The sequence below is a fragment of the Enterobacter sp. PP-008-ECC_S150 genome (genome assembly GCF_045257065.1).
GTDB lineage: Bacteria > Pseudomonadota > Gammaproteobacteria > Enterobacterales > Enterobacteriaceae > Enterobacter > Enterobacter chengduensis.
In genome coordinates this window covers 55276-75121 of record NZ_JBJHHG010000012.1, presented here as the reverse complement: position 1 = coordinate 75121, position 19846 = coordinate 55276, and the positions used below count along the sequence as shown (strand labels likewise).

The window sequence follows — 19846 nt, the reverse complement described above, 5'->3', positions numbered from 1 at the left end:
ACTAACTCCTTTTTTATCATCTTTGGAATACGCACACTCCGTGCGCAGGCCCGTGCCAGACAGCCATTACTACCGGATTATCCGCTCCGGCAAAGGGGGGAACGGCGCGCCACTCCCCGTCAGGTAAAACAATCTCTTCGACGTCATCCGTCGCGTTCAGCGTCACCAGCCACTTATCCGACAGCAGGATTTGCAGGCGTGGGACGCCGTGTTGCCACTCTTGCGCGCTTAACGGCTGCGCGTCTTTATTCAGCCAGCGAACGTTGCCGTCCCCCTCCTCCCACCAGCTGTTGGCGGTCAGGGCGGGGATCTGCTGGCGGAGATGGATCAGCGCGGCGGTGAAATGAATCAGCCCGCTGTTGGCCTCCCCCCAGTCAAGCCAGGTCAGGGGGTTATCCTGGCAATAGGCGTTGTTGTTGCCGTGCTGGCTGTGGCCGTGCTCATCGCCCGCCAGCAGCATCGGCGTGCCCTGCGACAATAAAAGCGTGGTCAGCAGCGCATGAACGCTGGCGCGTCGCCGCTCTATCACATCCAGACTTCCGCCTAACCCTTCTATACCATGGTTAAAGCTATGGTTATTGTTAGTCCCATCGCGATTCTCTTCGCCGTTTGCCTCATTGTGTTTCTGATTGAAACAAACGCAGTCCCTGAGCGTAAAACCGTCATGCGCCGTCAGCAGATTAACGGTGGCCGACGGGCGTTTGCCGTCGCGCTTAAAGAGATCGCTGGACGCGGCAAAGCGCCCGGCAAATTCCCCCAGCGAGAGATTCCGTTCCAGCCAGAAGCGGCGCGTGGCATCGCGATAATGATCGTTCCACTCGGCAAACAGCGGCGGGAAATTCCCGACCTGATACCCACCTTCACCAATGTCCCACGGCTCGGCAATCAGCTTCACCTGCGAGAGCACCGGACAGTTTTTTATCGCCTCAAACAGCGGCGCCTGCTGGCTGAACGCTGGCGTGCGCCCCATCACCGGTGCCAGGTCAAACCGAAAGCCGTCGACGTGGAACGTCTCCACCCAGTATTTCAGGCATTCATAAGCAAAATGCGTGACCGCCGGATGGCTGAGGTTGAGCGTGTTGCCGCAGCCGGTCCAGTTCTCATAATCGCCATCCTGCCTGATCCAATAATAGCTACGGTTATCAATTCCGCGCATGGAGAGCGTCGGGCCGTCGAGATCGCTTTCTGCGCTGTGGTTCAGCACCACGTCCAGAATGACCTCAATGCCCGCCGCGTGGAGCGCCTTCACCGCATCGCGGAACTCCTCTCGCGCCTTTTCCGGATGGACGGCATAGCGCGGTTCGAGCGCAAACATCGCCAGCGGGTTGTAGCCCCAGTAGTTGCTCAGCCCGAGCCGCTGCAGGCGGGGTTCGCTGGCAAAATGGGCGACGGGGAGCAGCTCCAGCGCGGTGATGCCGAGGTGTTTCAGGTAAGCGATCATGGTGGGATGCCCGAGCGCCTTATAGGTGCCGCGCATCTCCCTGGGGATCGACGGGTGCAGCCAGGTCAGCCCTTTGACGTGGGCTTCATAAATGACGGTATTGCCCCACGGCGTGCGCGGCGGAGCATCGTCTTCCCAGTCGTACAGATCGTTCACCACCACGCTTTTGGGCACGACGGGCGCGCTGTCGCGGTGGTCGGGCTCGCCGTAGCCCACGTGGAAGAGCGGGTCGTCTTTAAACTCGCCATCGACGCGGTGCGCGCACGGGTCAATCAGCAGCTTCGCCGGGTTAAACCAGTGGCCCTGCGCCGGTTCCCACGGGCCGTGTACGCGAAAGCCATAGTGCATGCCTGGCCGTCCTCCTGCCAGGTAGCCGTGCCAGGTATCCCCCGTGCGCGCGGGGAGATCGTAACGGTGCTCGTTACCTTCCCCGTCAAACACGCACAGTTCGACCCGCTCAGCGTGAGCGGAAAAGAGGGTGAAATTGACCCCCTTTCCGTCAAAGCGCGCGCCGAGCGGTTCGGGTTTACCTGCCGTAAGCTGCGTCATTCGCCCTCCCGCATCAGCCAGATGGTGGCAAGCGGCGGCAGCGTGAGGCTCAGGGAGTTTGGCCGCCTGTGGCTTTCGATGGCGTCGCTCTGTACCAGCCCGCCGTTACCGGCGTTGCTGCCGTGGTAGTGCATCGAGTCGGTATTGAGGATTTCGCGCCACTTGCCCGGCTGGTTAATGCCGAAGCGGTAATGCTGGCGCGGCACCGGCGTAAAGTTGCTGGCAACGATGATCTCGTTACCCGCTCTGTCACGTCGCACGAAGATAAACACCGAGCGCTCGTGGTCGTCCACCACCAGCCACTCAAAGCCGTACGGATCGAAGTCGAGCTCGTGCAGCGCTTTGTGATGGCGATAGGTCAGGTTCAGGTCGCGCACCAGGCGCTGCACGCCGTGGTGCCAGTTGTCGCCGCCTTCCAGCAGGTGCCAGTCAAGGCTGGTGTCGTGGTTCCACTCACGCCCCTGCGCGAACTCGTTGCCCATAAACAGCAGCTTTTTACCCGGGAAGGCAAACAGCCAGCCGTAGTAGGCGCGCAGGTTGGCAAACTTCTGCCACGCGTCGCCCGGCATGCGGTCGAGAATCGACTTTTTGCCGTGCACCACTTCATCGTGCGACAGCGGCAGCATGAAGTTTTCGGTGTAGTTGTAGAGTATCCCGAACGTCAGCTTATCGTGATGGTACTTGCGGTGGACCGGATCCAGCTTCATGTAGTCGAGCGTGTCGTGCATCCAGCCCAGGTTCCACTTATACCAGAACCCCAGGCCGCCTGAGGACGGCGGACGGGAGACGCCCGCAAAGTCGGTCGACTCTTCCGCCATGGTCACGGCACCGTCCACCTGCTCGCCGATAATACGGTTGGTATTGCGCAGGAATTCAATGGCTTCCAGGTTTTCACGGCCGCCGTACTCGTTCGGGATCCACTCGCCCTCTTTGCGGCTGTAGTCGCGGTAGATCATCGACGCCACCGCATCCACGCGCAGGGCATCAATGCCGAAGCGCTCGATCCAGTACAGGGCATTCCCGACCAGGTAGTTTGAGACCTCACGGCGACCGTAGTTGTAGATCAGCGTGTTCCAGTCCTGGTGATAGCCTTCGCGCGGGTCGCTGTGCTCGTACAGCTTCGTGCCGTCAAACTCTGCCAGCGCAAAATCATCCGACGGGAAATGGCCCGGCACCCAGTCGAGGATCACGTTCAGCCCGGCGGCGTGCGCTGCATCAATGAAATAGCGGAAGTCATCGCGCGTGCCGAAGCGGCGGGTCGGCGCATACAGCCCGGTAGGCTGGTAGCCCCAGCTGCCGTCGAACGGGTGCTCGTTGACCGGCAGCAGCTCCAGGTGGGTAAAGCCCATCCATTTGGCGTACGGCACCAGCTGGTCGGCAAGCTCCCGGTAGCTGAGCCAAAAGTTGTTATCGGTGTGGCGACGCCAGGAGCCCAGGTGTACCTCATAGACGGAGATGGGGGCATCAAAGCGGTTGGCCTGTTTACGCTCCTCCGTCTGGACCACCTTCTCCGGCAGGCCGCAAATCAGCGACGCGGTATCCGGGCGCATCTGCGCTTCAAAGGCATACGGGTCGGCTTTAATGCGCAGCTTGCCGTGGGCGTCGATCATCTCGAATTTGTACAGCTGCCCGTGGTGCGCCCCCGGGATAAACAGCTCCCAGATGCCGGTTTCCCGACGCAGGCGCATCGGGTGACGGCGACCGTCCCAGTAGTTGAACTGGCCGACCACGGAGACGCGCTGGGCGTTAGGCGCCCACACGGAGAACCGCGTGCCGGTAATGCCGTCCATGGTATCGGCATGGGCACCCAACGTTTCATAAGGGCGAAGATGCGTTCCTTCGGAGAGCAGCCAGGCATCCATCTCCTTCAGCAGAGGACCAAAGCTGTAGGGGTCGTCAATCAGGTTTTGCTGGCCGTGCCAGAGAACGGCGAGCTGATAGCGAAAAGGGTTTTTACGGCGGGGCATTACGCCCGAGAAGAAGCCACGAGAATCGAGGCATTCAAGATTACCGACCTTGCGGCCGGTTTTGGGCTCAATCACCCAGACTTCGGTGGCATCCGGTAACAGCGCCCGAACTTCCAGACCCGCCTCTGTACGGTGCATCCCCAGCACGGAAAAGGGGTCGGCAAAATGACCCGCAATAAGCGCATTAATCACGTCTCTATCCACACGATCGGACATGGTATTCATCCTGTTTTTTATGTCGTCCTTTTTAAGCGCTCCGGGACGACTTTTAATGTGACCTGAACGGGACAGCACTAAAATGTGCATCCATTCTGTTCCGTTCGAACCTCAGGTAAGAAATGACTCTTCCTTAAAGCATAGCCAACGCTCTAGATGACTCCTGATAAAAAATAAGACATACGCGTGTTACTCCATGTAGTACGCAAAAAAAAGGGGTGAAAATCACCCCTGGTCGTTAACAAATTATTACGCGAGCTGGCGCAGCATGCGGCGCAGCGGCTCGGCGGCGCCCCACAAAAGCTGGTCGCCGACGGTGAACGCGGAGAGGTACTCCGGCCCCATGTTCAGCTTGCGCAGACGGCCAACCGGCGTGGTCAGCGTGCCGGTCACGGCAGCCGGGGTCAGCTCGCGCATGGTGATATCGCGATCGTTTGGCACCACTTTCGCCCACGGGTTGTGCGCGGCCAGCAGCTCTTCCACGGTCGGAATAGACACATCTTTTTTCAGTTTAATGGTGAAGGCCTGGCTGTGGCAGCGCAGCGCGCCGATACGTACGCACAGACCGTCAACCGGAATGGTGTTCGCGGTGTTAAGGATTTTGTTGGTCTCGGCCTGGCCCTTCCACTCTTCGCGGGTCTGGCCGTTATCCAGCTGTTTGTCGATCCACGGGATCAGACCACCGGCCAGCGGTACGCCGAAGTTATCCACCGGCAGCTCGCCGCTGCGGGTCAGTTGAGTCACTTTACGCTCAATATCCAGAATAGCGGACGCCGGGTTTGCCAGCTCGCCCGCAACGCTCTGGTGCAGCTGGCCCATCTGGGTCAGCAGCTCGCGCATGTGGCGCGCGCCGCCGCCGGACGCGGCCTGGTAGGTCGCCACGGAGACCCACTCCACCAGATCCTGCGCGAACAGGCCGCCGAGGGACATCAGCATCAGGCTGACGGTGCAGTTACCGCCGACAAAGGTTTTCACGCCGTTGTTCAGACCGTCGGTGATAACCCCCTGGTTCACCGGGTCGAGAATGATGATGGCATCGTCCTTCATGCGCAGCGAAGAGGCCGCGTCAATCCAGTAGCCCTGCCAGCCGCTTTCACGCAGCTTTGGATAGATTTCGTTGGTATAATCGCCGCCCTGGCAGGTCACAATAATGTCGAGTGCCTTCAGCGCTTCCAGATCGTAAGCATCCTGCAGCGTGCCTGTGGTACCACCAAAGGACGGAGCAGCCTGGCCGAGCTGAGAAGTGGAGAAGAAGACCGGGCGGATAGCGTCGAAATCGCGCTCTTCAACCATGCGTTGCATGAGTACAGAGCCGACCATACCGCGCCAGCCGATAAAACCAACGTTTTTCATAGCATTTTTTTCCTGCTGAGGGTGTGTGCTGATTGTGCAAGCCAGTATTGAACTGGGATATGCTTCACATTACAAAATGCTGCCAAAGTCGCAAGCGAAATTAATCGATGATTGCCCGGCAATCAGAAAAAGCGCTAATCATCGAAATAACACTACTAAGTATCAGGGATAATTTAAAGATGAGTGAAATCATTTCCGCGGCGGTTTTATTGATCCTGATTATGGATCCACTCGGAAACCTGCCTATCTTCATGTCGGTGCTAAAGCACACCGAGCCGAAGCGTCGCCGGGCGATCATGATCCGCGAGCTGCTCATCGCCCTGCTGGTGATGTTTATCTTCCTGTTTGCGGGGGAAAAAATTCTCGCGTTCTTGAACCTGCGCGCTGAAACCGTGTCGATTTCCGGCGGGATCATTCTGTTCCTGATTGCCATTAAGATGATTTTCCCGAGCGCGGAAGGCAGCAGCAGCGGACTGCCGGCGGGTGAAGAGCCGTTTATCGTACCGCTGGCAATTCCCCTCGTCGCGGGGCCAACCATTCTTGCCACGCTGATGCTGCTGTCGCATCAGTATCCGAACCAGATGAGCCATCTGGTGATTGCCCTGCTGATCGCCTGGGGCGGGACGTTTATTATCCTGCTGCAGTCATCCCTGTTTCTGCGCCTGCTGGGCGAGAAAGGGGTAAACGCGCTGGAACGCCTGATGGGGCTGATTCTGGTAATGATGGCGACGCAGATGTTCCTGGACGGGATTCGGGCGTGGATGAAAGGCTAGGTGTTTGCTCCCTCTCCCCGTGGGCTGAGGGATCCCCAGTAATTTTTAAACCTGAAGCAATGTATGTGCCATCAGGGTTATGAATGCCTTACAGCGATGCCCCGGTCCGGCTGTAAATCGCCTAAGCGTTTCCGGAAGGCCGGGGCGAGGCGCAGGGATGCGCCGAGAGGGCGTGGCCTGCAGGGATGCAGGCTCATGCCCGACCCGAAAGCCTGAAGGAATAAGCTGAGGGTACCGCGAAGCGGCGATTTACCGCCGGGAGCCCGGGTCGCCAGGGTGGTGGCGATTGAGCCACCCTGGCACGTTCACCGGTCATGTTGTCACAGAGTAGCAAGGATCATGAAGTGAACGGAATGGCCACTACAGCCGTATGTTCCCCCCTCACCCCAACCCTCTCCCTCAATGGAGAGGGGGCCGAATGTGCTGACATTATTTTGTGGGGATCCCTCAGCCCCGTGGGAGAGGGCTTCAGGCCGCAGGGGCTGTATTTTTGCCGGGTGGCGGCTTCGCCTTACCCGGCCTACAACTGCTCTAGTCCCGTAGGTCGGGTAAGCGTTAGCGCCACCCGACTTTTTTCACAGTGGCAAGATGCCTTCATTTGTACGTAGCCAGCGCGGTGCTTTCAACATACCGCTATACAGCCCAACTAAGCCTTGCAACAAATCTCCAGCCACTCTTTCATCACGCTCTGAAAGTGAACGAGCCAACAGCAACTGTGTCAATAGCTGGCAATAGCTTCCCAACTGATCAACTTCCGGTTCGAAGGCAGGGACGTCCAGCGGCAGGTCATCTACCGTTAAACTCGCTTTTAAATATTCAGGAACAGGTTCAAGCAATGTTGGCTGGAGAAGAGCCAGACAGGCGGAAAGCCGCCCGCACAGCGCAATCTTCTGTGGCCGATCTTCGCATTCAGCCATTGCGTCAACAAACCGCTCGCAGTTGTCTGCAAGTTTGGTGAAATCGGTGGTGAGATCGAACGGAATAGTGAATAAAGAGTGAGAAACGTTAGGGGTAGTAGTCATATGACCGCCTCCAAAGAGTAGTTTTTATCCACCACTGGAGAGGCTAATCCTGGCGCCTGATTTTGCAGGCGCGGCAAGAAGATACAGCTTTGCCGATCGGGTGGCAAGAGAGGCTCTGGAAGGCGGCTCGCAAAACGAATGATTATTTATGATGGGTACGGCCTGATACCCTCAACCTCTCCCAAATAAGTGAGTGCTACCCCTTGCGAATCAAATACCGGTACGGCAGCGCGTCGGTCTGCTGTGCCACCAGCTCATGCTCCATAAAGGTACAAAAACCGGGAATATCGCGGGTCGTGGCCGGGTCGTCGGCAACGATCAGCAGCGTTTCACCGGTCTGCATGTTGCGCACGGTTTTACGTACCATCATTACCGGTTCCGGGCAGCGAAGGCCCTGGGCATCAAGGGTATGGTCTGGGCTGGAAAACAGGTCGGTCATGGTCTTCTCGGTCTGGTAAAAACGGCTGTAGTTTACGCCCGGTTGCGCGCAATGCAAACCAGGTTAACGATTGCGTAAAAACTAACCATTGCAATGTCCTGCCAAAGCAGTATCATGCTGCGGTTTTTATTGGGTTCCCTCACCCCAACGTATAAAAAGGTCACAATATGACGCAGTTTTCTGAATCACAGCGCGTAAAAGCGTTGTTCTGGCTTTCCCTTTTCCATTTGCTGGTGATCACCTCCAGTAACTATCTGGTGCAGCTCCCGATCTCCATCTTTGGTTTCCATACCACCTGGGGCGCGTTCAGCTTTCCGTTTATTTTCCTCGCCACGGATTTAACCGTGCGTATCTTTGGCGCCCCGCTGGCTCGCCGGATTATTTTTGCAGTCATGCTTCCGGCGCTGTTCATCTCGTACGTAGTGTCGTCTCTGTTTTACATGGGAAGCTGGCAGGGCGTTGAGGCGTTAACCCACTTCAACCTGTTTGTTGCCCGTATCGCCGCGGCAAGCTTTATGGCCTACGCGCTGGGGCAGATCCTCGACGTGCACGTGTTTAACCGCCTGCGTCAGAATCATCGCTGGTGGATGGCGCCCACTGCCTCCACGCTGTTCGGAAACGTGAGCGATACGCTGGCCTTCTTCTTCATTGCCTTCTGGCGCAGCCCGGATGCGTTCATGGCCGAACACTGGATGGAAATCGCGCTGGTGGACTACTGCTTCAAGGTCCTCATCAGCATTGTTTTCTTCCTGCCGATGTACGGCGTGCTGCTGAATATGCTGCTGAAAAGGCTGGCAGATAAATCTGAAATCACCGCATTGCAGGCTGGTTAAGGGTTCGCTTTGCCAGTTGTGATAAGATGAGCGAATGAGCCGCTATGGCCGTTTATCGAAAGGAAGAAGTCAATGCGCAATCTGGTTAAATATGTCGGGATTGGCCTGCTGGTTGTGGGTCTTGCAGCCTGTGATAACAGCGACACGAAAACGCCTGCTCAGGGCGCATCCGCTGAGAGCAACGCGACCGGCCAGCCGGTGAATCTGATGGATGGCAAACTCAGTTTCTCTCTGCCAGCCGATATGACTGACCAGAGCGGCAAGCTGGGCACCCAGGCGAACAACATGCACGTTTACTCCGACGCCACCGGGCAGAAAGCAGTGATTGTGATTGTGGGCGACGATACCAGTGAAGATCTGGCCGTGCTGTCCAAACGTCTGGAAGACCAACAGCGCGCCCGCGACCCGCAGCTGCAGGTCGTCACCAATAAATCTATCGATCTGAAAGGCCACACGCTGCAACAGCTCGACAGCATTATCTCTGCCAAAGGCCAGACCGCGTACTCTTCTGTAGTGCTGGGCAAGGTCGATAACAAACTGCTGACCCTGCAGATCACCCTGCCAGCGGAAGATCAGCAGAAAGCGCAGACGGCCGCTGAAAACATCATTAACACCATCGTGATTCAGTAACGCTTTACGATGATGACGTGGCCTCCGGTGCCTGCACCGGGGGCCATTTTTTTAGCCGCCACGTCAGCAGCAGCGCAATCACCACCAGACCCGCCGCGGCAAGGTAGATCACCGGCACGCCTGCCCAGGCCATCACCAGCCCCGCCAGCGGGCCGGTAATGCCTAAAGACATATCCATAAACACCGTGTAGGTCGCCAGCGCCGCGCCCTGATTTTGCTGCGGCACGGCTTTTACCGCCACCACGCCCAGCGCCGGGAAGACCAGGGAAAAGCCTGCTCCCGCGAGAAACACGCCCACCTTCGCGACCCAGGGCACCATCGCTATTCCGGTCAGCAGCAGCCCGACGATCTCTATCGCAAAGCAGATCATCGCTACGTTCAGCCCGCCCAGTCGGTTGATGCCGTTAGGGAAAAGCAGGCGCGCGCCAACAAAGGCACAGCTGAACAGGGTTAACGCAAAGGCTGCGCCGTCCCAGCCTTTGGCGTCGTAGAACAGGGTAATGAAGGTCGCAATGACGCCGAAACCGGTGGTCGCCAGGGCCAGGGCCATGCCGTATGGCCAGACGCGTCCCAGCACCGCCCGAAACGGCAGCGGCTTGCCCTTGCTGGCCTTCACCTTCGGGCGCGGCAGCGCAAACAGGATCGCCAGCAGCGCAACCGCCATTATGGTCGCGGCCAGCCCATACAGCCCGCCAAGCGCATAGCAGGCCACGCCGAGCGGCGCCCCGAGCGCCATCGCGCCGTAGGTGACAATCCCGTTCCAGGAGATCACCCGGCCAATGTGCGGCGCGCCAACCACCCCCACGCCCCACAGCGTCGAGCCGGTTCCCGCCAGGCTTTGCCCAATGCCGAGAATAACGCGCCCCAGGCAGAGCAATGCCAGACTGACCAGCGGCCAGTGGCTGGTGGTGGCCGCCAGCAGATAGCTCAGGCCGCTGAGGAAACAGCCGCACAACCCCACCACCACGATGCTTTTGGGTCCAAACAGGTCAGCGTAGCGCCCGGCATGCGGACGGCTGAGGAGCGTGGCGAAATATTGCAGGCTAATCACCAGCCCCGCCCAGAAGGCGCTAAAGCCCATCACGTCATGGACATAGCCCGGCAGGACCGCCAGCGGCAGGCCGATGGTCAGATAGCTGGCAAAGTTAAAAATCACGACGGAAACGATGCGCAAATTGAGGCGCAGTCCGCTCAGTGCCGGTTCAGCGGCGGGTTCGGGCATGGGTTCTACCTGGATTTTTACAACAGTGTTTCACTATTACCACGGCGCCATAAGAAAATCAGCCCCGACTTTCAGATTAACGGTGCCAGACGAAGCGAGGCCCGGGCACTACACTTACCGGGTCATCATATTAAGGAACACGCATGATCGCTAACCCGTCCGACAAAGCAGGACTCCACATCTTATTAAAACTCGCCTGCCTGGTGGTTATCCTTGCGGGTATCCATGCTGCCGCCGACATTATTGTTCAGCTCCTGCTGGCGCTCTTTTTTGCCATCGTGCTTAACCCGCTGGTCACCTGGTTTTTACGCCGGGGGGTCAGCCGGCCGGTTGCCATCACCATCGTCGTCATCGTGATGCTGATTGCCCTGACGGCGCTCTTTGGAGTGCTGGCGGCATCGCTGAGTGAATTCTCCACCATGCTGCCGCAGTACAACAAAGAGCTGACGCGTAAGATCGTGGCGCTGCAGGAGATGGTGCCGTTTCTTAATCTGCATATCTCCCCCGAACGGATGCTGCGCAGGATGGATTCCGAGAAGGTCATGACCTACGCCACCACGCTGATGACGGGGCTGTCCGGCGCGATGGCCAGCATTTTGCTGCTGGTGATGACGGTGGTATTTATGCTGTTCGAGGTTCGCCACGTTCCCTACAAGCTGCGCTTTGCACTGAACAATCCACAAATTCACATTGCTGGCCTACACCGGGCGCTGAAGGGCGTCTCTAAATATCTGGCGCTGAAAACCCTCCTGAGCGTCTGGACGGGGGTGATTGTCTGGCTGGGGCTGATGCTGATGGACGTGCAGTTCGCGCTGATGTGGGGCGTGCTGGCCTTTCTGCTGAACTACGTGCCCAATATTGGCGCGGTGCTTTCCGCCGTGCCGCCGATGATTCAGGCGTTTCTGTTTAACGGGTTCTACGAATCTATGCTGGTCGGCGCGCTGTTCCTCGTCGTGCATATGGTGCTGGGGAATATTCTTGAGCCGCGCATGATGGGACACCGGCTGGGCATGTCGACGCTGGTAGTGTTTTTATCCTTACTGATTTGGGGATGGCTGCTGGGGCCGGTCGGCATGCTGCTTTCGGTCCCGCTGACCAGCGTGTGTAAGATCTGGATGGAGACCACCAAAGGCGGCAGCAAGCTGGCGATCCTGCTGGGGCCGGGACGACCGAAAAGCCGGTTGCCGGGGTAAGCCGCTGGTCGGGTTAGCCATCACCGGGGACAATAGATTATAGTAATGGTTTCGCTGCGCAACTTTGCGACGCGCTGTTTTGACTGAAGGCCAGACGTTATATGTACCAGGTTTTTCTGGGAAAAATCTCCTCGCTGAGCACCAGCCGCTGGGCTGACGCGCTCTCCCGACACGCGCCGGAAGGCACCCAGCGCGCGCGCTGGCTGGCAGGTCGCGGGCTGCTTTCGCGTCTGCTGGCCCCGGCGTCGCTCCCGGAGATTATCCACAACGAACAGGGGAAGCCCCTTTTTGCCGGCGACTTTCCGCTGTGGTTCAGCCTTAGCCACTCGGAAGATGACATTGCGTTAATTATCAGTGACGAAGGTAACGTGGGCTGTTCCCTGGAGCGTATTCGCCCGCAGGATAACTGGCGCACGCTTGCCAATGCCGTCTTCAGCGGCGCCGAGCACGAAGAGCTGGAAAAGGAAACGCCAGAGCATCAGCTTACGGCATTCTGGCGCATCTGGACGCGGAAGGAAGCGATCGTTAAGCAGTGCGGCGGCCACGCCTGGCAAATGGTGAGCATTGACAGTACCGCCAGCGCGTTTCACTCGGTCAGCCACTGCCGGATAGACTCGCTGAGTCTTGCGGTCTGTACCGCGACGCCTTTTGAACTCAGCGCCGGGATCATCCATTCTGCTGACGACGTGCTGGCCGAAAAATCGTTAACACGCCCAGAATAATGAATCCCACGCCCACCAGCCCGTGCCAGGAGAAACGCTCCTCCCAGCCCGGCAGCAGGATCGCGGCACCCCACACCAGGATATAGCTGAGGCTCAGCAAGGCATACGCTTTGCTGAGCGCCATGCGGTGCAGCGCCAGATACCAGCAGCCCATGGAGGCCACATACCCTATCAACCCTAACAGCAGCGCGCCGGTGCCGGATGAGAAGTGCCACAGCGCGGAAATAAGCGCCAGAACATCGCTGACCGGCGGCAGTGCCTGCATGGCATCGCGCAGCAGCAGCTGCGCCGCGCTGACCAACAGCACGCTGCATAACGCCCAGAACGTTCCTTTCACAGGCTCCCTCCCAGAACGACAATCCCAATGATGATCAACCCGACCCCCAGCCAGTGGTGTGACGCGACGTTTTCACGCCAGAAAACCTTCGCCGCCAGCGTCACCCAGACGAAATTGAGGCTCAGCATCGGGTAAGCAATGCCGACGGGCAGGCGCTGCAGCACCACCAGCCAGACCAGCATGCCGCAGCCCAGCGCCATCAGCGCCAGGCCAAGCCACAGCGCGATATGCGCCCCACGCCGCCCGGCTTTCGCCGGACGGGTAGCCTGTTTCTGGCACAGCTGCCCAGCGCAGCTGAGCAGGCTTGCCAGGATCAGCCAGATCCAGGTCATCACTTCGGCAGATACTGCAGGTAGGCCAGACGCCCCTGTATATACAGGCTATCCGGCTCTGGCAGATTTGCGCGCGCCAGTTCGTCCTGTTTTGACAGGAGAATTACCAGCGAGATGCGCCCCTGCTGACGATGCGTCGCCAGCCACTGCGCGAAGTCATCTTTATCGACAAAACGATCTTTCGCATCAGGATAAGCCAGCCCGTAGCGCAGCTCGCCGCTCTGATCGAACATCGTGATGTCATTGCGCTTCAGCTCCCACGCCAGGCCCGCGGCCACGCCCACGTTATTGGTCAGCACAAACCGGCTGTCCTGCAACGGCTCGCGCACGGTGTCGACCAGCGACTGCGGCTGTTTGGAATCCACCACCAGGTTAGGAATGGCAAAACCAATCAGCAACGCCAGGCCCGCAGGACACAGCGCGGCCAGCCACCACCGCTGCTGACTCTGCCTGAGCGTAAACCAGCCTACCGCCGCCCAGACGAGGAACGCGACCACCGCGCAGAACACTTTATACAGTTCGACCGAGGTCCAGACCGGATGCTTGGTCAGCCCCCACGGCGAGACCACCAGCGCCGCCACCACGCCGATAACGCCAAACGCCAGGTTAATCCCGCCGTTAATGCGTAACGCTTTGGCGCCCTTTTCCGCCGCGAGGCAGGCATAGCGAGCCATCAGGATAGCCAGCGGGGCAAAGCACGGCAGGATATAGGTCGGCAGCTTGCCCTTAGCGATGCTGAAGAACAGCAGCGGCATCACCACCCAACCCAGCAGATAGAACCCACCGCCCGTGCTTTGTCTGTCATTCCAGCCGAGACGAATCGCGCCGGGCAGCAGCGCCAGCCACGGCAGGCTGCCCGCAATCAGGAACGGCACGTAGTACCAGAACGGGGCTTTATGCTGCGCGTCGCTCTGGGCAAAACGCTGAATATGCTCAACCCAGAAGAAGTAACGCCAGAAGTCAGGCTCACGCTGCGCAATGGCCAGCCCCCACGGCAGAACAATCAGCACGCAGCTCAGGATCGCGAGCCAGCCAAAAATCAGCACCTCTTTCCAGCGCTTCTGGGCAATCACCCACGGCAGCACGCCAATCACCGGTACCGCCAGCGCCAGGAAGCCTTTGGTCATCACCCCCATCCCGCAGGCCAGCCCGAGCAGCACATAGCCACCCGCTTTTCCGGCCACGGTTTGCGCCTGGGACGCCAGCCAGAAGCTGCACATCGCCGCCACCAGCCACAGGGTGATGATGGGATCCAGCACCGCATACGTGCCGATGCCATACACCAGGAACAGGGTCAGGAAGATAAGGCCGGAGAAAATGGCTACCCGCTTATCCTGCCAGAGACGCCAGGCCATCCAGATCACCAGCAGCGCCGCAACCCCGGTGGAGAAAATGGACCCGGCGCGCACGGCGAGGTTCGTGTGCCCGAAGAGCATCTGCCCGATGCTGTTGATCCAGTAGCCAGCAATCGGTTTTTCAAAGTAACGCAGCCCCAGAAAATGCGGGACAATCCAGTCTCCGGAGGCCAGCATTTCGCGGCTGATTTCCGCATAGCGGGTTTCATCAGGCTGCCACAGCAGGCGGACATCGACAGGAATGAGGTAGTAAACGATAAACAGTGCGAGAAGCGCTAAGCCATAACGGGCTGTTTTCATGGGACCGGACTCACGGTTTGTTGATAGCCAAGCCAGCCTTCCCGGCCAGCCATTTCATTACGCACAACTTTGCCCACGGGCAGGGTGCTGAGGTCGTTTGGCAGCAGCTCGCTCAACGGGCAGAATTCAATGCCCTCCTGAGCGGCCATCGTCAGCAGCTCGTCGAAATCATGCTGATACGCAATCCCCTCAACTTCGGCATGGATCGTATACACCGGCGTACCGGCGTCACGATGAATGCGGTCCAGAATGAAGCGATTGAACTCATCGGCCTTCACCTCGCGCCCGACCACTTCATCCCAGGTGGGAAGCGTGACCGGAATTTGCACCGTACCGTAGCGATTTTCACCTAACAGCGGCAAAAAGGGCCCGGTTCCGCGGCAATCGCTGTTGTAGCGAAACGCGAAGGCCTCTTTGGCCTTCACGACGCGCTGATCCGCGCGCCATCCCGCCACGGCGGAACAGCGCACGGGCTGGCCGATAATGGCCTCCAGCTCCAGCATCCCACGCTCAACCTCACGGGACAGGCGCGGGATATCCCAGACGCCCGCCCAGGCCTGCCAGGCATGGTGATCCCAGGCGTGCAGACCCACCTCATGATGCTGCGCCGCCTCACGGATAACGGCTTCATTACCCGCGCCGATGCGTCTGCCGGGCCAGGCGGTGCCGGCCAGCAAAATATCCCAGCCGTAGAGAGATGCTGCGCGCGAGCGCAGCATTTTGAACAGAAATGCCGGTTTAATCAGACGCCATAAATGGCGTCCCATGTTGTCAGGCCCCACGCTGAAGAAAATGCTTGAACGCACGTCGTGCTTGTTCATCAGTTCCAGCAGTTTGGGTACGCCGTCACGCGTTCCCCTGAAGGTGTCGACATCAATGCGCAAACCGACTTTTTTCATGAGACCTGTTCCGACAGCTCCACGGTGCGCAGGAAGAAATCAAGCGTTTCATCAATGGTCTGTTCCATCTTCACGGTCGGCGTCCAGTTCAGGCAGCGCTTCGCGTTGCGAATGCTTGGCTTACGGTGCTCAACGTCCTGATAGCCTTTACCGTAGTAGCTGCTGCTTTCCACTTCGCGGAAACCGGCAAACGGCGGGAACTTATCGCGCAGCGGATGGCGCTCAAAGCTGGCCAGCAGCATCTCGGCCAGCTCGCGAATGCTCGCTTCGTTGTCCGGGTTACCGATGTTGATAATTTGACCGTTGCAGCGGTTATCTTTGTTCTCAATGATGCGGAACAGCGCTTCGATACCGTCGCTGATATCGGTGAAGCAGCGCTTCTGCTTGCCGCCTTCGATCAGCTTAATCGGCGAGCCTTCGACCAGGTTCAGGATCAGCTGGGTGATCGCACGGGAGCTGCCGATACGCGCCGCGTTCAGGTTATCCAGACGCGGGCCCATCCAGTTGAACGGACGGAACAGGGTAAAGCGCAGGCCCTCTTTCTCACCGTAGGCCCAAATCACGCGGTCCAGCAGCTGTTTGGAAACGGAGTAAATCCAGCGCTGTTTGTTGATCGGCCCGACCACCAGGTTGGAAGTGTCTTCATCGAAGTTCTTATCGGTACACATGCCGTACACTTCAGAGGTGGACGGGAAGATGATGCGCTTGTCGTATTTCACGCAGTCGCGGATGATCTTCAGGTTCTCTTCGAAGTCCAGCTCGAACACGCGCAGCGGGTTACGGGTGTACTCGATTGGCGTGGCGATGGCGACCAGCGGCAGCACCACGTCGCATTTCTTAATGTGGTATTCAATCCACTCGGAATGGATGCTGATATCCCCTTCCACGAAGTGGAAGCGCGGGTTGTCGAGGAAGCGGCTGATGGCATCGGAGCCGATATCCAGACCGTAAATCTCGTAGTTATCGTCCTTAAGCAGACGTTCGGTCAGGTGGTTACCGATAAAGCCGTTCACGCCGAGGATCAGCACGCGGGTGCGGCGTTTGATGGCAACCACCGGTGCGCTGGTGATCAGCGCACCGGCCACCAGGCCCAGGGACTGCGCCAGCTGAGTGCCCTGAACGTACAGACCGTTGTCGGTTTGTCCGGTAACGATCTCCAGCGCCTGCTCGCCGCAGCTCACTACCAGCGGGGAGACGGAGACGACGGTGCCCGGTTTCGCGGCAGGAATGTCGTCACGCACGCGGGATTTCCAGACGATGAATTTGCTTACGCCCGCAAAGCTGTACGCGCCCGGCCACGGATCGGTCACGGCGCGCACCAGGTTGTGCAGCTGGCGAGCCGGTTTGTTCCAGTCCAGACGACCATCTTCCGGCGTGCGGCGACCAAAGCAGCTTGCCTTGCTCTCGTCCTGCGCGGTCTCGCTGAAGGTGCCGCTCAGGATGGCGGGAAGGGCATCACGCAGCAGCGTCTGAGCCGTTGCGTTCAGCTTTTGGTGCAGCTGCAGCGCGGTCTCGTCCGCATCAATAGCGACTTTCTGCTGCGCCACGATAGCCCCCGCATCCGCACGATGCACCATGCGGTGCAGCGTGACGCCGGTTTCCGTTTCACCGTTTACCAGCACCCAGTTCAGCGGGGCGCGGCCACGGTAGGCTGGCAGCAGAGAACCATGAAGATTAAAGGCGCCTTTTGCGGCCAGGCCTAAGATCTCATCGGAAAGCAGGTTGCGATAGTAGAACGAGAAAATCACGTCAGGCGCGAGCGCGCGAATGCGATCTACCCACAGCGGGTGGTTAACGTCGTCCGGCGCATAGACCGGGATCCCGCGCTCGGCGGCGATACGCGCCACGGATCCGAAAAAGTTATTCTCTCCGGCCGTGTCCGGATGGGTAAAGATTGCCGCAATGTCATAGCCCGCTTCCAGCAGGGCCAGCGTGCCCGTGCACCCCATATCGTGATACGCAAATACAACAGCTTTCATGGGTGAATTTCCTCTTGAGATGCTTTGTGTTCCTGACGGACAACACGTTGAATAAAGTAGCGCGGACGCGCGCGAACATCGTTATAGATACGGCCAATGTATTCACCGAGAAGGCCCATTCCGACAAACTGGGCGCCGATGAACATAAACAGCACGGCAAAGAGCATGAAGACCCCTTCCGCCGCCCACTGAGGGCCAAAGACCAGGCGCAGTACCACCAGCAGGACAGAAATCGCAAAGCCCGCCAGCGCGATAATGCTGCCGAAAACGCTCAGCAGACGCAGCGGCGTGGTGGTCAGGCAGGTGATGAGGTCATACATCAGATTGATGAGACGCATAAAGCTGTACTTCGATTCCCCGTGCTCGCGCTCGGCGTGCAGAACCGGAATTTCCGTTGCCTTACGGGCAAAGGTATTCGCCAGAATCGGAATAAAGGTGCTGCGCTCGTGGCAATGCAGCATGGCATCGACAATATGGCGGCGGTAGGCGCGCAGCATGCAGCCGTAGTCGCCCATCGCTTTACCGGTCGTGCGCTGGATCAGACGGTTGATGGTACGCGAGGCCAGCTTGCGGAACAGGCTGTCCTGACGGTTCTGACGGACCGTGCCGACCACGTCATAGCCTTCGTCGGCTTTGGCCACCAGGCGCGGGATCTCTTCTGGCGGGTTTTGCAGGTCAGCGTCCAGGGTGATGATGAGATCGCCCGTGACGTGGCTGAACCCCGCCATAATTGCCGAGTGCTGGCCGTAGTTGCGGTTGAGCAGCACGGCAACGACATGGCTGCCTTCAGCCTGCGCGGCCTCTGTCAGCATCTGAGCGGAATTATCGCTACTGCCATCATCCACCAGCAGAATTTCGTAAGCCTTGCCCATCGTGTCGCAGGCGGCCGTTGTGCGGCGGATCAGTTCGGGCAGGCTCTCCTGCTCGTTATAAACCGGGATTACCACGGAAACTTTTTGTACAGGCGGTGCACTGAACATATCAATGTCCTGCGAGCTGATGGAGTGCGGTAATGACGCGGGTTGTGTCGTCATGAGTCATGTCCGGGAAAAGAGGGAGAGAACAAATACGCGCGCTATTCCATTCAGAATTCGGGAGCGATACATCAGGAAAACGCTCGCGGTAGTATTTTTGGGTGTGGGCCGCGCGGAAGTGGAGACCGGTACCAATGCCTTTCTCTTTCAGCGCCGCCATCAGGTTGTCGCGTGAAATCCCGCAGCGCGCTTCGTCAACGCGAATAATAAACAGGTGCCAGGCGTGCACGTGCGGCCATGACGGAATGGTGAGCGGCTGGAACGGCGTATCGGCAAGCTCCCGCAGATAGCGTTGAGCTATTTCCTCACGGCGCCTGTTGGCCTCTTTCAGTTTGCCTAACTGCACCAGCGCCAGCGCGGCGTTGATGTCTGCCAGGTTGTATTTATAGCCCGGCGCGATCACTTCCGCCTGCGGCGCGCGGCCGTGCGTCTGGCGATCATAGGCGTCTACGCCCAGGCCATGGAATTTCAGACTGCGGATCCGCTGTGCCAGCTGCGCGTTATCGGTGACCACCAGGCCGCCTTCCGCGCAGGTCATATTTTTAATGGCGTGGAAGGAGAAAATCGCTGTCCCTTTCCAGCCCACATGGCGGTTCTTGTAGTACGTTCCGGCGGCGTGGGCCGCATCTTCAATCACCGGAATACCGTGACGTTCACCAATGGCATGAATAGCGTCGATGTCACACGGCGCACCGGCATAATGAACGGGGATAATGGCTTTGGTACGCGGGGTAATAGCGGCTTCAACGGCTTCTGGCGTCACCATTAATGTGTCTTTGTCCACATCAATCATGACCGGCGTGGCACCCAGCAACACGATCATATTCAGCGTGGAGACCCAAGTCTGGGAAGGGGTTATGACTTCATCGCCCGGGCCAATATCCAGCGCCATCAGCGTGACGTGCATGCCTGCGGTGGCTGAACAGACGGCAATCGCGTGTTGATTCCCGGTAAGCTGACAGAATGCCTCTTCGAGTTCCTGATTCTTAGGCCCAGTGGTGATCCAGCCCGACATCAAAACGTCCTGAAGCGCCGCAATTTCCTCAGCGCCCATCGACGGTCGCGAAAAAGGCAGAAAATCACTCATTATTAATTTCCTTGCTGTATTAAAGGCGTCATCTTTTACTGCGCTGTCGTAATGGGCAGCTCAATGGGATCATGCAAGATGGTTATTAAATAAAGACCAAATAAAATTAAGTCGCTATAACAGTTATGTCAACAAACCATCAACTGAAGCAAAAGTAGCGTCG

Annotated in this window: 18 protein-coding genes; 5 read left to right on the top strand and 13 right to left on the bottom strand. The window is 58.5% G+C overall.

Translation table 11 applies throughout. The features are described from left to right. Nucleotides 1-16 precede the first annotated feature (16 nt). From glgX to asd, 3 genes are all read right to left on the bottom strand, one after another. Entirely contained in the window at nt 17-1990 is a 1974-nt protein-coding gene (glgX, locus tag ACJBF3_RS14445) for a glycogen debranching protein GlgX (RefSeq protein ID WP_406545222.1), read from the bottom strand. After that, entirely contained in the window at nt 1987-4173 is a 2187-nt protein-coding gene (gene glgB, locus ACJBF3_RS14440; protein WP_045327150.1) for a 1,4-alpha-glucan branching enzyme, read from the bottom strand. Before glgB ends, glgX begins: the two co-directional genes overlap by 4 nt. A 249-nt stretch (nt 4174-4422) precedes the next feature. Continuing rightward, a complete protein-coding gene (asd, locus tag ACJBF3_RS14435; RefSeq protein ID WP_045327151.1) occupies nt 4423-5526 on the bottom strand; it encodes an aspartate-semialdehyde dehydrogenase in 1104 nt (367 codons plus the stop codon). A gap of 179 nt (nt 5527-5705) precedes the next feature. Between asd and yhgN the strand changes: the two genes are divergently transcribed. Then, entirely contained in the window at nt 5706-6299 is a 594-nt protein-coding gene (yhgN, locus tag ACJBF3_RS14430; RefSeq protein ID WP_003861574.1) for an NAAT family transporter YhgN, read from the top strand. A gap of 575 nt (nt 6300-6874) precedes the next feature. On the opposite strand, the gene ACJBF3_RS14425 is transcribed toward yhgN, so the two are convergent. Both ACJBF3_RS14425 and tusA read right to left on the bottom strand, forming a co-directional pair. After that, the gene (locus ACJBF3_RS14425; protein ID WP_045327154.1) at nt 6875-7321 is read right to left on the bottom strand and encodes a hypothetical protein; all 447 of its coding nucleotides are present in this window, start codon (nt 7319-7321) and stop codon (nt 6875-6877) included. Nucleotides 7322-7517: 196 nt separating this feature from the next. Then, the gene (gene tusA / locus ACJBF3_RS14420; RefSeq protein WP_025759645.1) at nt 7518-7760 is read right to left on the bottom strand and encodes a sulfurtransferase TusA; all 243 of its coding nucleotides are present in this window, start codon (nt 7758-7760) and stop codon (nt 7518-7520) included. Nucleotides 7761-7927: 167 nt separating this feature from the next. Between tusA and ACJBF3_RS14415 the strand changes: the two genes are divergently transcribed. Beyond that, complete coding sequence (locus tag ACJBF3_RS14415) at nt 7928-8593, top strand: 7-cyano-7-deazaguanine/7-aminomethyl-7-deazaguanine transporter (protein WP_014885561.1); 666 nt, start codon at nt 7928-7930, stop codon at nt 8591-8593. A 72-nt stretch (nt 8594-8665) separates the two neighbouring features. Further along, nucleotides 8666-9223, top strand: coding sequence for a DcrB family lipoprotein (locus ACJBF3_RS14410; RefSeq protein ID WP_045327158.1), 558 nt, complete (start codon nt 8666-8668; stop codon nt 9221-9223). Nucleotides 9224-9227: 4 nt separating this feature from the next. On the opposite strand, the gene ACJBF3_RS14405 is transcribed toward ACJBF3_RS14410, so the two are convergent. Next, the gene (locus ACJBF3_RS14405; protein ID WP_045327159.1) at nt 9228-10445 is read right to left on the bottom strand and encodes an MFS transporter; all 1218 of its coding nucleotides are present in this window, start codon (nt 10443-10445) and stop codon (nt 9228-9230) included. Between the two features lie 143 nt (nt 10446-10588). Here ACJBF3_RS14405 and ACJBF3_RS14400 point away from each other — a divergent pair, with 143 nt between their 5' ends. Both ACJBF3_RS14400 and acpT read left to right on the top strand, forming a co-directional pair. Continuing rightward, nucleotides 10589-11638: an AI-2E family transporter gene (locus ACJBF3_RS14400; protein WP_045327160.1), complete on the top strand. Its 1050-nt coding sequence runs from the start codon at nt 10589-10591 to the stop codon at nt 11636-11638. Between the two features lie 101 nt (nt 11639-11739). After that, a complete protein-coding gene (acpT, locus tag ACJBF3_RS14395) occupies nt 11740-12360 on the top strand; it encodes a 4'-phosphopantetheinyl transferase AcpT (RefSeq protein WP_045327162.1) in 621 nt (206 codons plus the stop codon). Here the strand turns inward: acpT and arnF are convergent. The 7 genes from arnF to arnB are packed head-to-tail and all read right to left on the bottom strand — an operon-like array spanning nt 12305 to nt 19683. Further along, nucleotides 12305-12697 carry a 4-amino-4-deoxy-L-arabinose-phosphoundecaprenol flippase subunit ArnF gene (gene arnF, locus ACJBF3_RS14390; RefSeq protein ID WP_045327165.1) on the bottom strand — a complete coding sequence of 131 codons (393 nt, stop codon included), beginning with the start codon at nt 12695-12697 and terminating at the stop codon, nt 12305-12307. The two genes, acpT and arnF, sit on opposite strands and share 56 nt — an antisense overlap. Continuing rightward, nucleotides 12694-13032 carry a 4-amino-4-deoxy-L-arabinose-phosphoundecaprenol flippase subunit ArnE gene (arnE, locus tag ACJBF3_RS14385; RefSeq protein ID WP_072265753.1) on the bottom strand — a complete coding sequence of 113 codons (339 nt, stop codon included), beginning with the start codon at nt 13030-13032 and terminating at the stop codon, nt 12694-12696. Before arnE ends, arnF begins: the two co-directional genes overlap by 4 nt. Beyond that, the gene (gene arnT, locus ACJBF3_RS14380) at nt 13029-14684 is read right to left on the bottom strand and encodes a lipid IV(A) 4-amino-4-deoxy-L-arabinosyltransferase (RefSeq protein WP_045327168.1); all 1656 of its coding nucleotides are present in this window, start codon (nt 14682-14684) and stop codon (nt 13029-13031) included. Before arnT ends, arnE begins: the two co-directional genes overlap by 4 nt. Beyond that, entirely contained in the window at nt 14681-15583 is a 903-nt protein-coding gene (arnD, locus tag ACJBF3_RS14375) for a 4-deoxy-4-formamido-L-arabinose-phosphoundecaprenol deformylase (protein WP_045327170.1), read from the bottom strand. The genes arnT and arnD overlap by 4 nt, the downstream gene beginning before the upstream one ends. Continuing rightward, the gene (arnA, locus tag ACJBF3_RS14370) at nt 15580-17562 is read right to left on the bottom strand and encodes a bifunctional UDP-4-amino-4-deoxy-L-arabinose formyltransferase/UDP-glucuronic acid oxidase ArnA (RefSeq protein ID WP_045327172.1); all 1983 of its coding nucleotides are present in this window, start codon (nt 17560-17562) and stop codon (nt 15580-15582) included. Before arnA ends, arnD begins: the two co-directional genes overlap by 4 nt. Further along, on the bottom strand, nt 17559-18542 hold the full coding sequence (gene arnC / locus ACJBF3_RS14365) for an undecaprenyl-phosphate 4-deoxy-4-formamido-L-arabinose transferase (protein WP_045327174.1): 984 nt from the start codon (nt 18540-18542) through the stop codon (nt 17559-17561). The genes arnA and arnC overlap by 4 nt, the downstream gene beginning before the upstream one ends. Before the next feature lies 1 nt (nt 18543). Beyond that, complete coding sequence (gene arnB, locus ACJBF3_RS14360) at nt 18544-19683, bottom strand: UDP-4-amino-4-deoxy-L-arabinose aminotransferase (RefSeq protein WP_045327177.1); 1140 nt, start codon at nt 19681-19683, stop codon at nt 18544-18546. Nucleotides 19684-19846: the final 163 nt, after the last annotated feature.

Excerpts from the sequence above, each read along its gene's own strand:
- arnD (WP_045327170.1), bottom strand. The coding sequence starts at position 15,583 with ATGAAAAAAGTCGGTTTGCGCATTGATGTCGACACCTTCAGGGGAACG.
- ACJBF3_RS14410 (WP_045327158.1), top strand. The coding sequence starts at position 8,666 with ATGCGCAATCTGGTTAAATATGTCGGGATTGGCCTGCTGGTTGTGGGT.
- arnB (WP_045327177.1), bottom strand. The coding sequence starts at position 19,683 with ATGAGTGATTTTCTGCCTTTTTCGCGACCGTCGATGGGCGCTGAGGAA.
- glgX (WP_406545222.1), bottom strand. The coding sequence starts at position 1,990 with ATGACGCAGCTTACGGCAGGTAAACCCGAACCGCTCGGCGCGCGCTTT.
- yhgN (WP_003861574.1), top strand. The coding sequence starts at position 5,706 with ATGAGTGAAATCATTTCCGCGGCGGTTTTATTGATCCTGATTATGGAT.
- ACJBF3_RS14415 (WP_014885561.1), top strand. The coding sequence starts at position 7,928 with ATGACGCAGTTTTCTGAATCACAGCGCGTAAAAGCGTTGTTCTGGCTT.
- ACJBF3_RS14400 (WP_045327160.1), top strand. The coding sequence starts at position 10,589 with ATGATCGCTAACCCGTCCGACAAAGCAGGACTCCACATCTTATTAAAA.
- acpT (WP_045327162.1), top strand. The coding sequence starts at position 11,740 with ATGTACCAGGTTTTTCTGGGAAAAATCTCCTCGCTGAGCACCAGCCGC.
- arnA (WP_045327172.1), bottom strand. The coding sequence starts at position 17,562 with ATGAAAGCTGTTGTATTTGCGTATCACGATATGGGGTGCACGGGCACG.
- ACJBF3_RS14405 (WP_045327159.1), bottom strand. The coding sequence starts at position 10,445 with ATGCCCGAACCCGCCGCTGAACCGGCACTGAGCGGACTGCGCCTCAAT.
- glgB (WP_045327150.1), bottom strand. The coding sequence starts at position 4,173 with ATGTCCGATCGTGTGGATAGAGACGTGATTAATGCGCTTATTGCGGGT.
- arnC (WP_045327174.1), bottom strand. The coding sequence starts at position 18,542 with ATGTTCAGTGCACCGCCTGTACAAAAAGTTTCCGTGGTAATCCCGGTT.
- arnT (WP_045327168.1), bottom strand. The coding sequence starts at position 14,684 with ATGAAAACAGCCCGTTATGGCTTAGCGCTTCTCGCACTGTTTATCGTT.
- tusA (WP_025759645.1), bottom strand. The coding sequence starts at position 7,760 with ATGACCGACCTGTTTTCCAGCCCAGACCATACCCTTGATGCCCAGGGC.
- asd (WP_045327151.1), bottom strand. The coding sequence starts at position 5,526 with ATGAAAAACGTTGGTTTTATCGGCTGGCGCGGTATGGTCGGCTCTGTA.
- ACJBF3_RS14425 (WP_045327154.1), bottom strand. The coding sequence starts at position 7,321 with ATGACTACTACCCCTAACGTTTCTCACTCTTTATTCACTATTCCGTTC.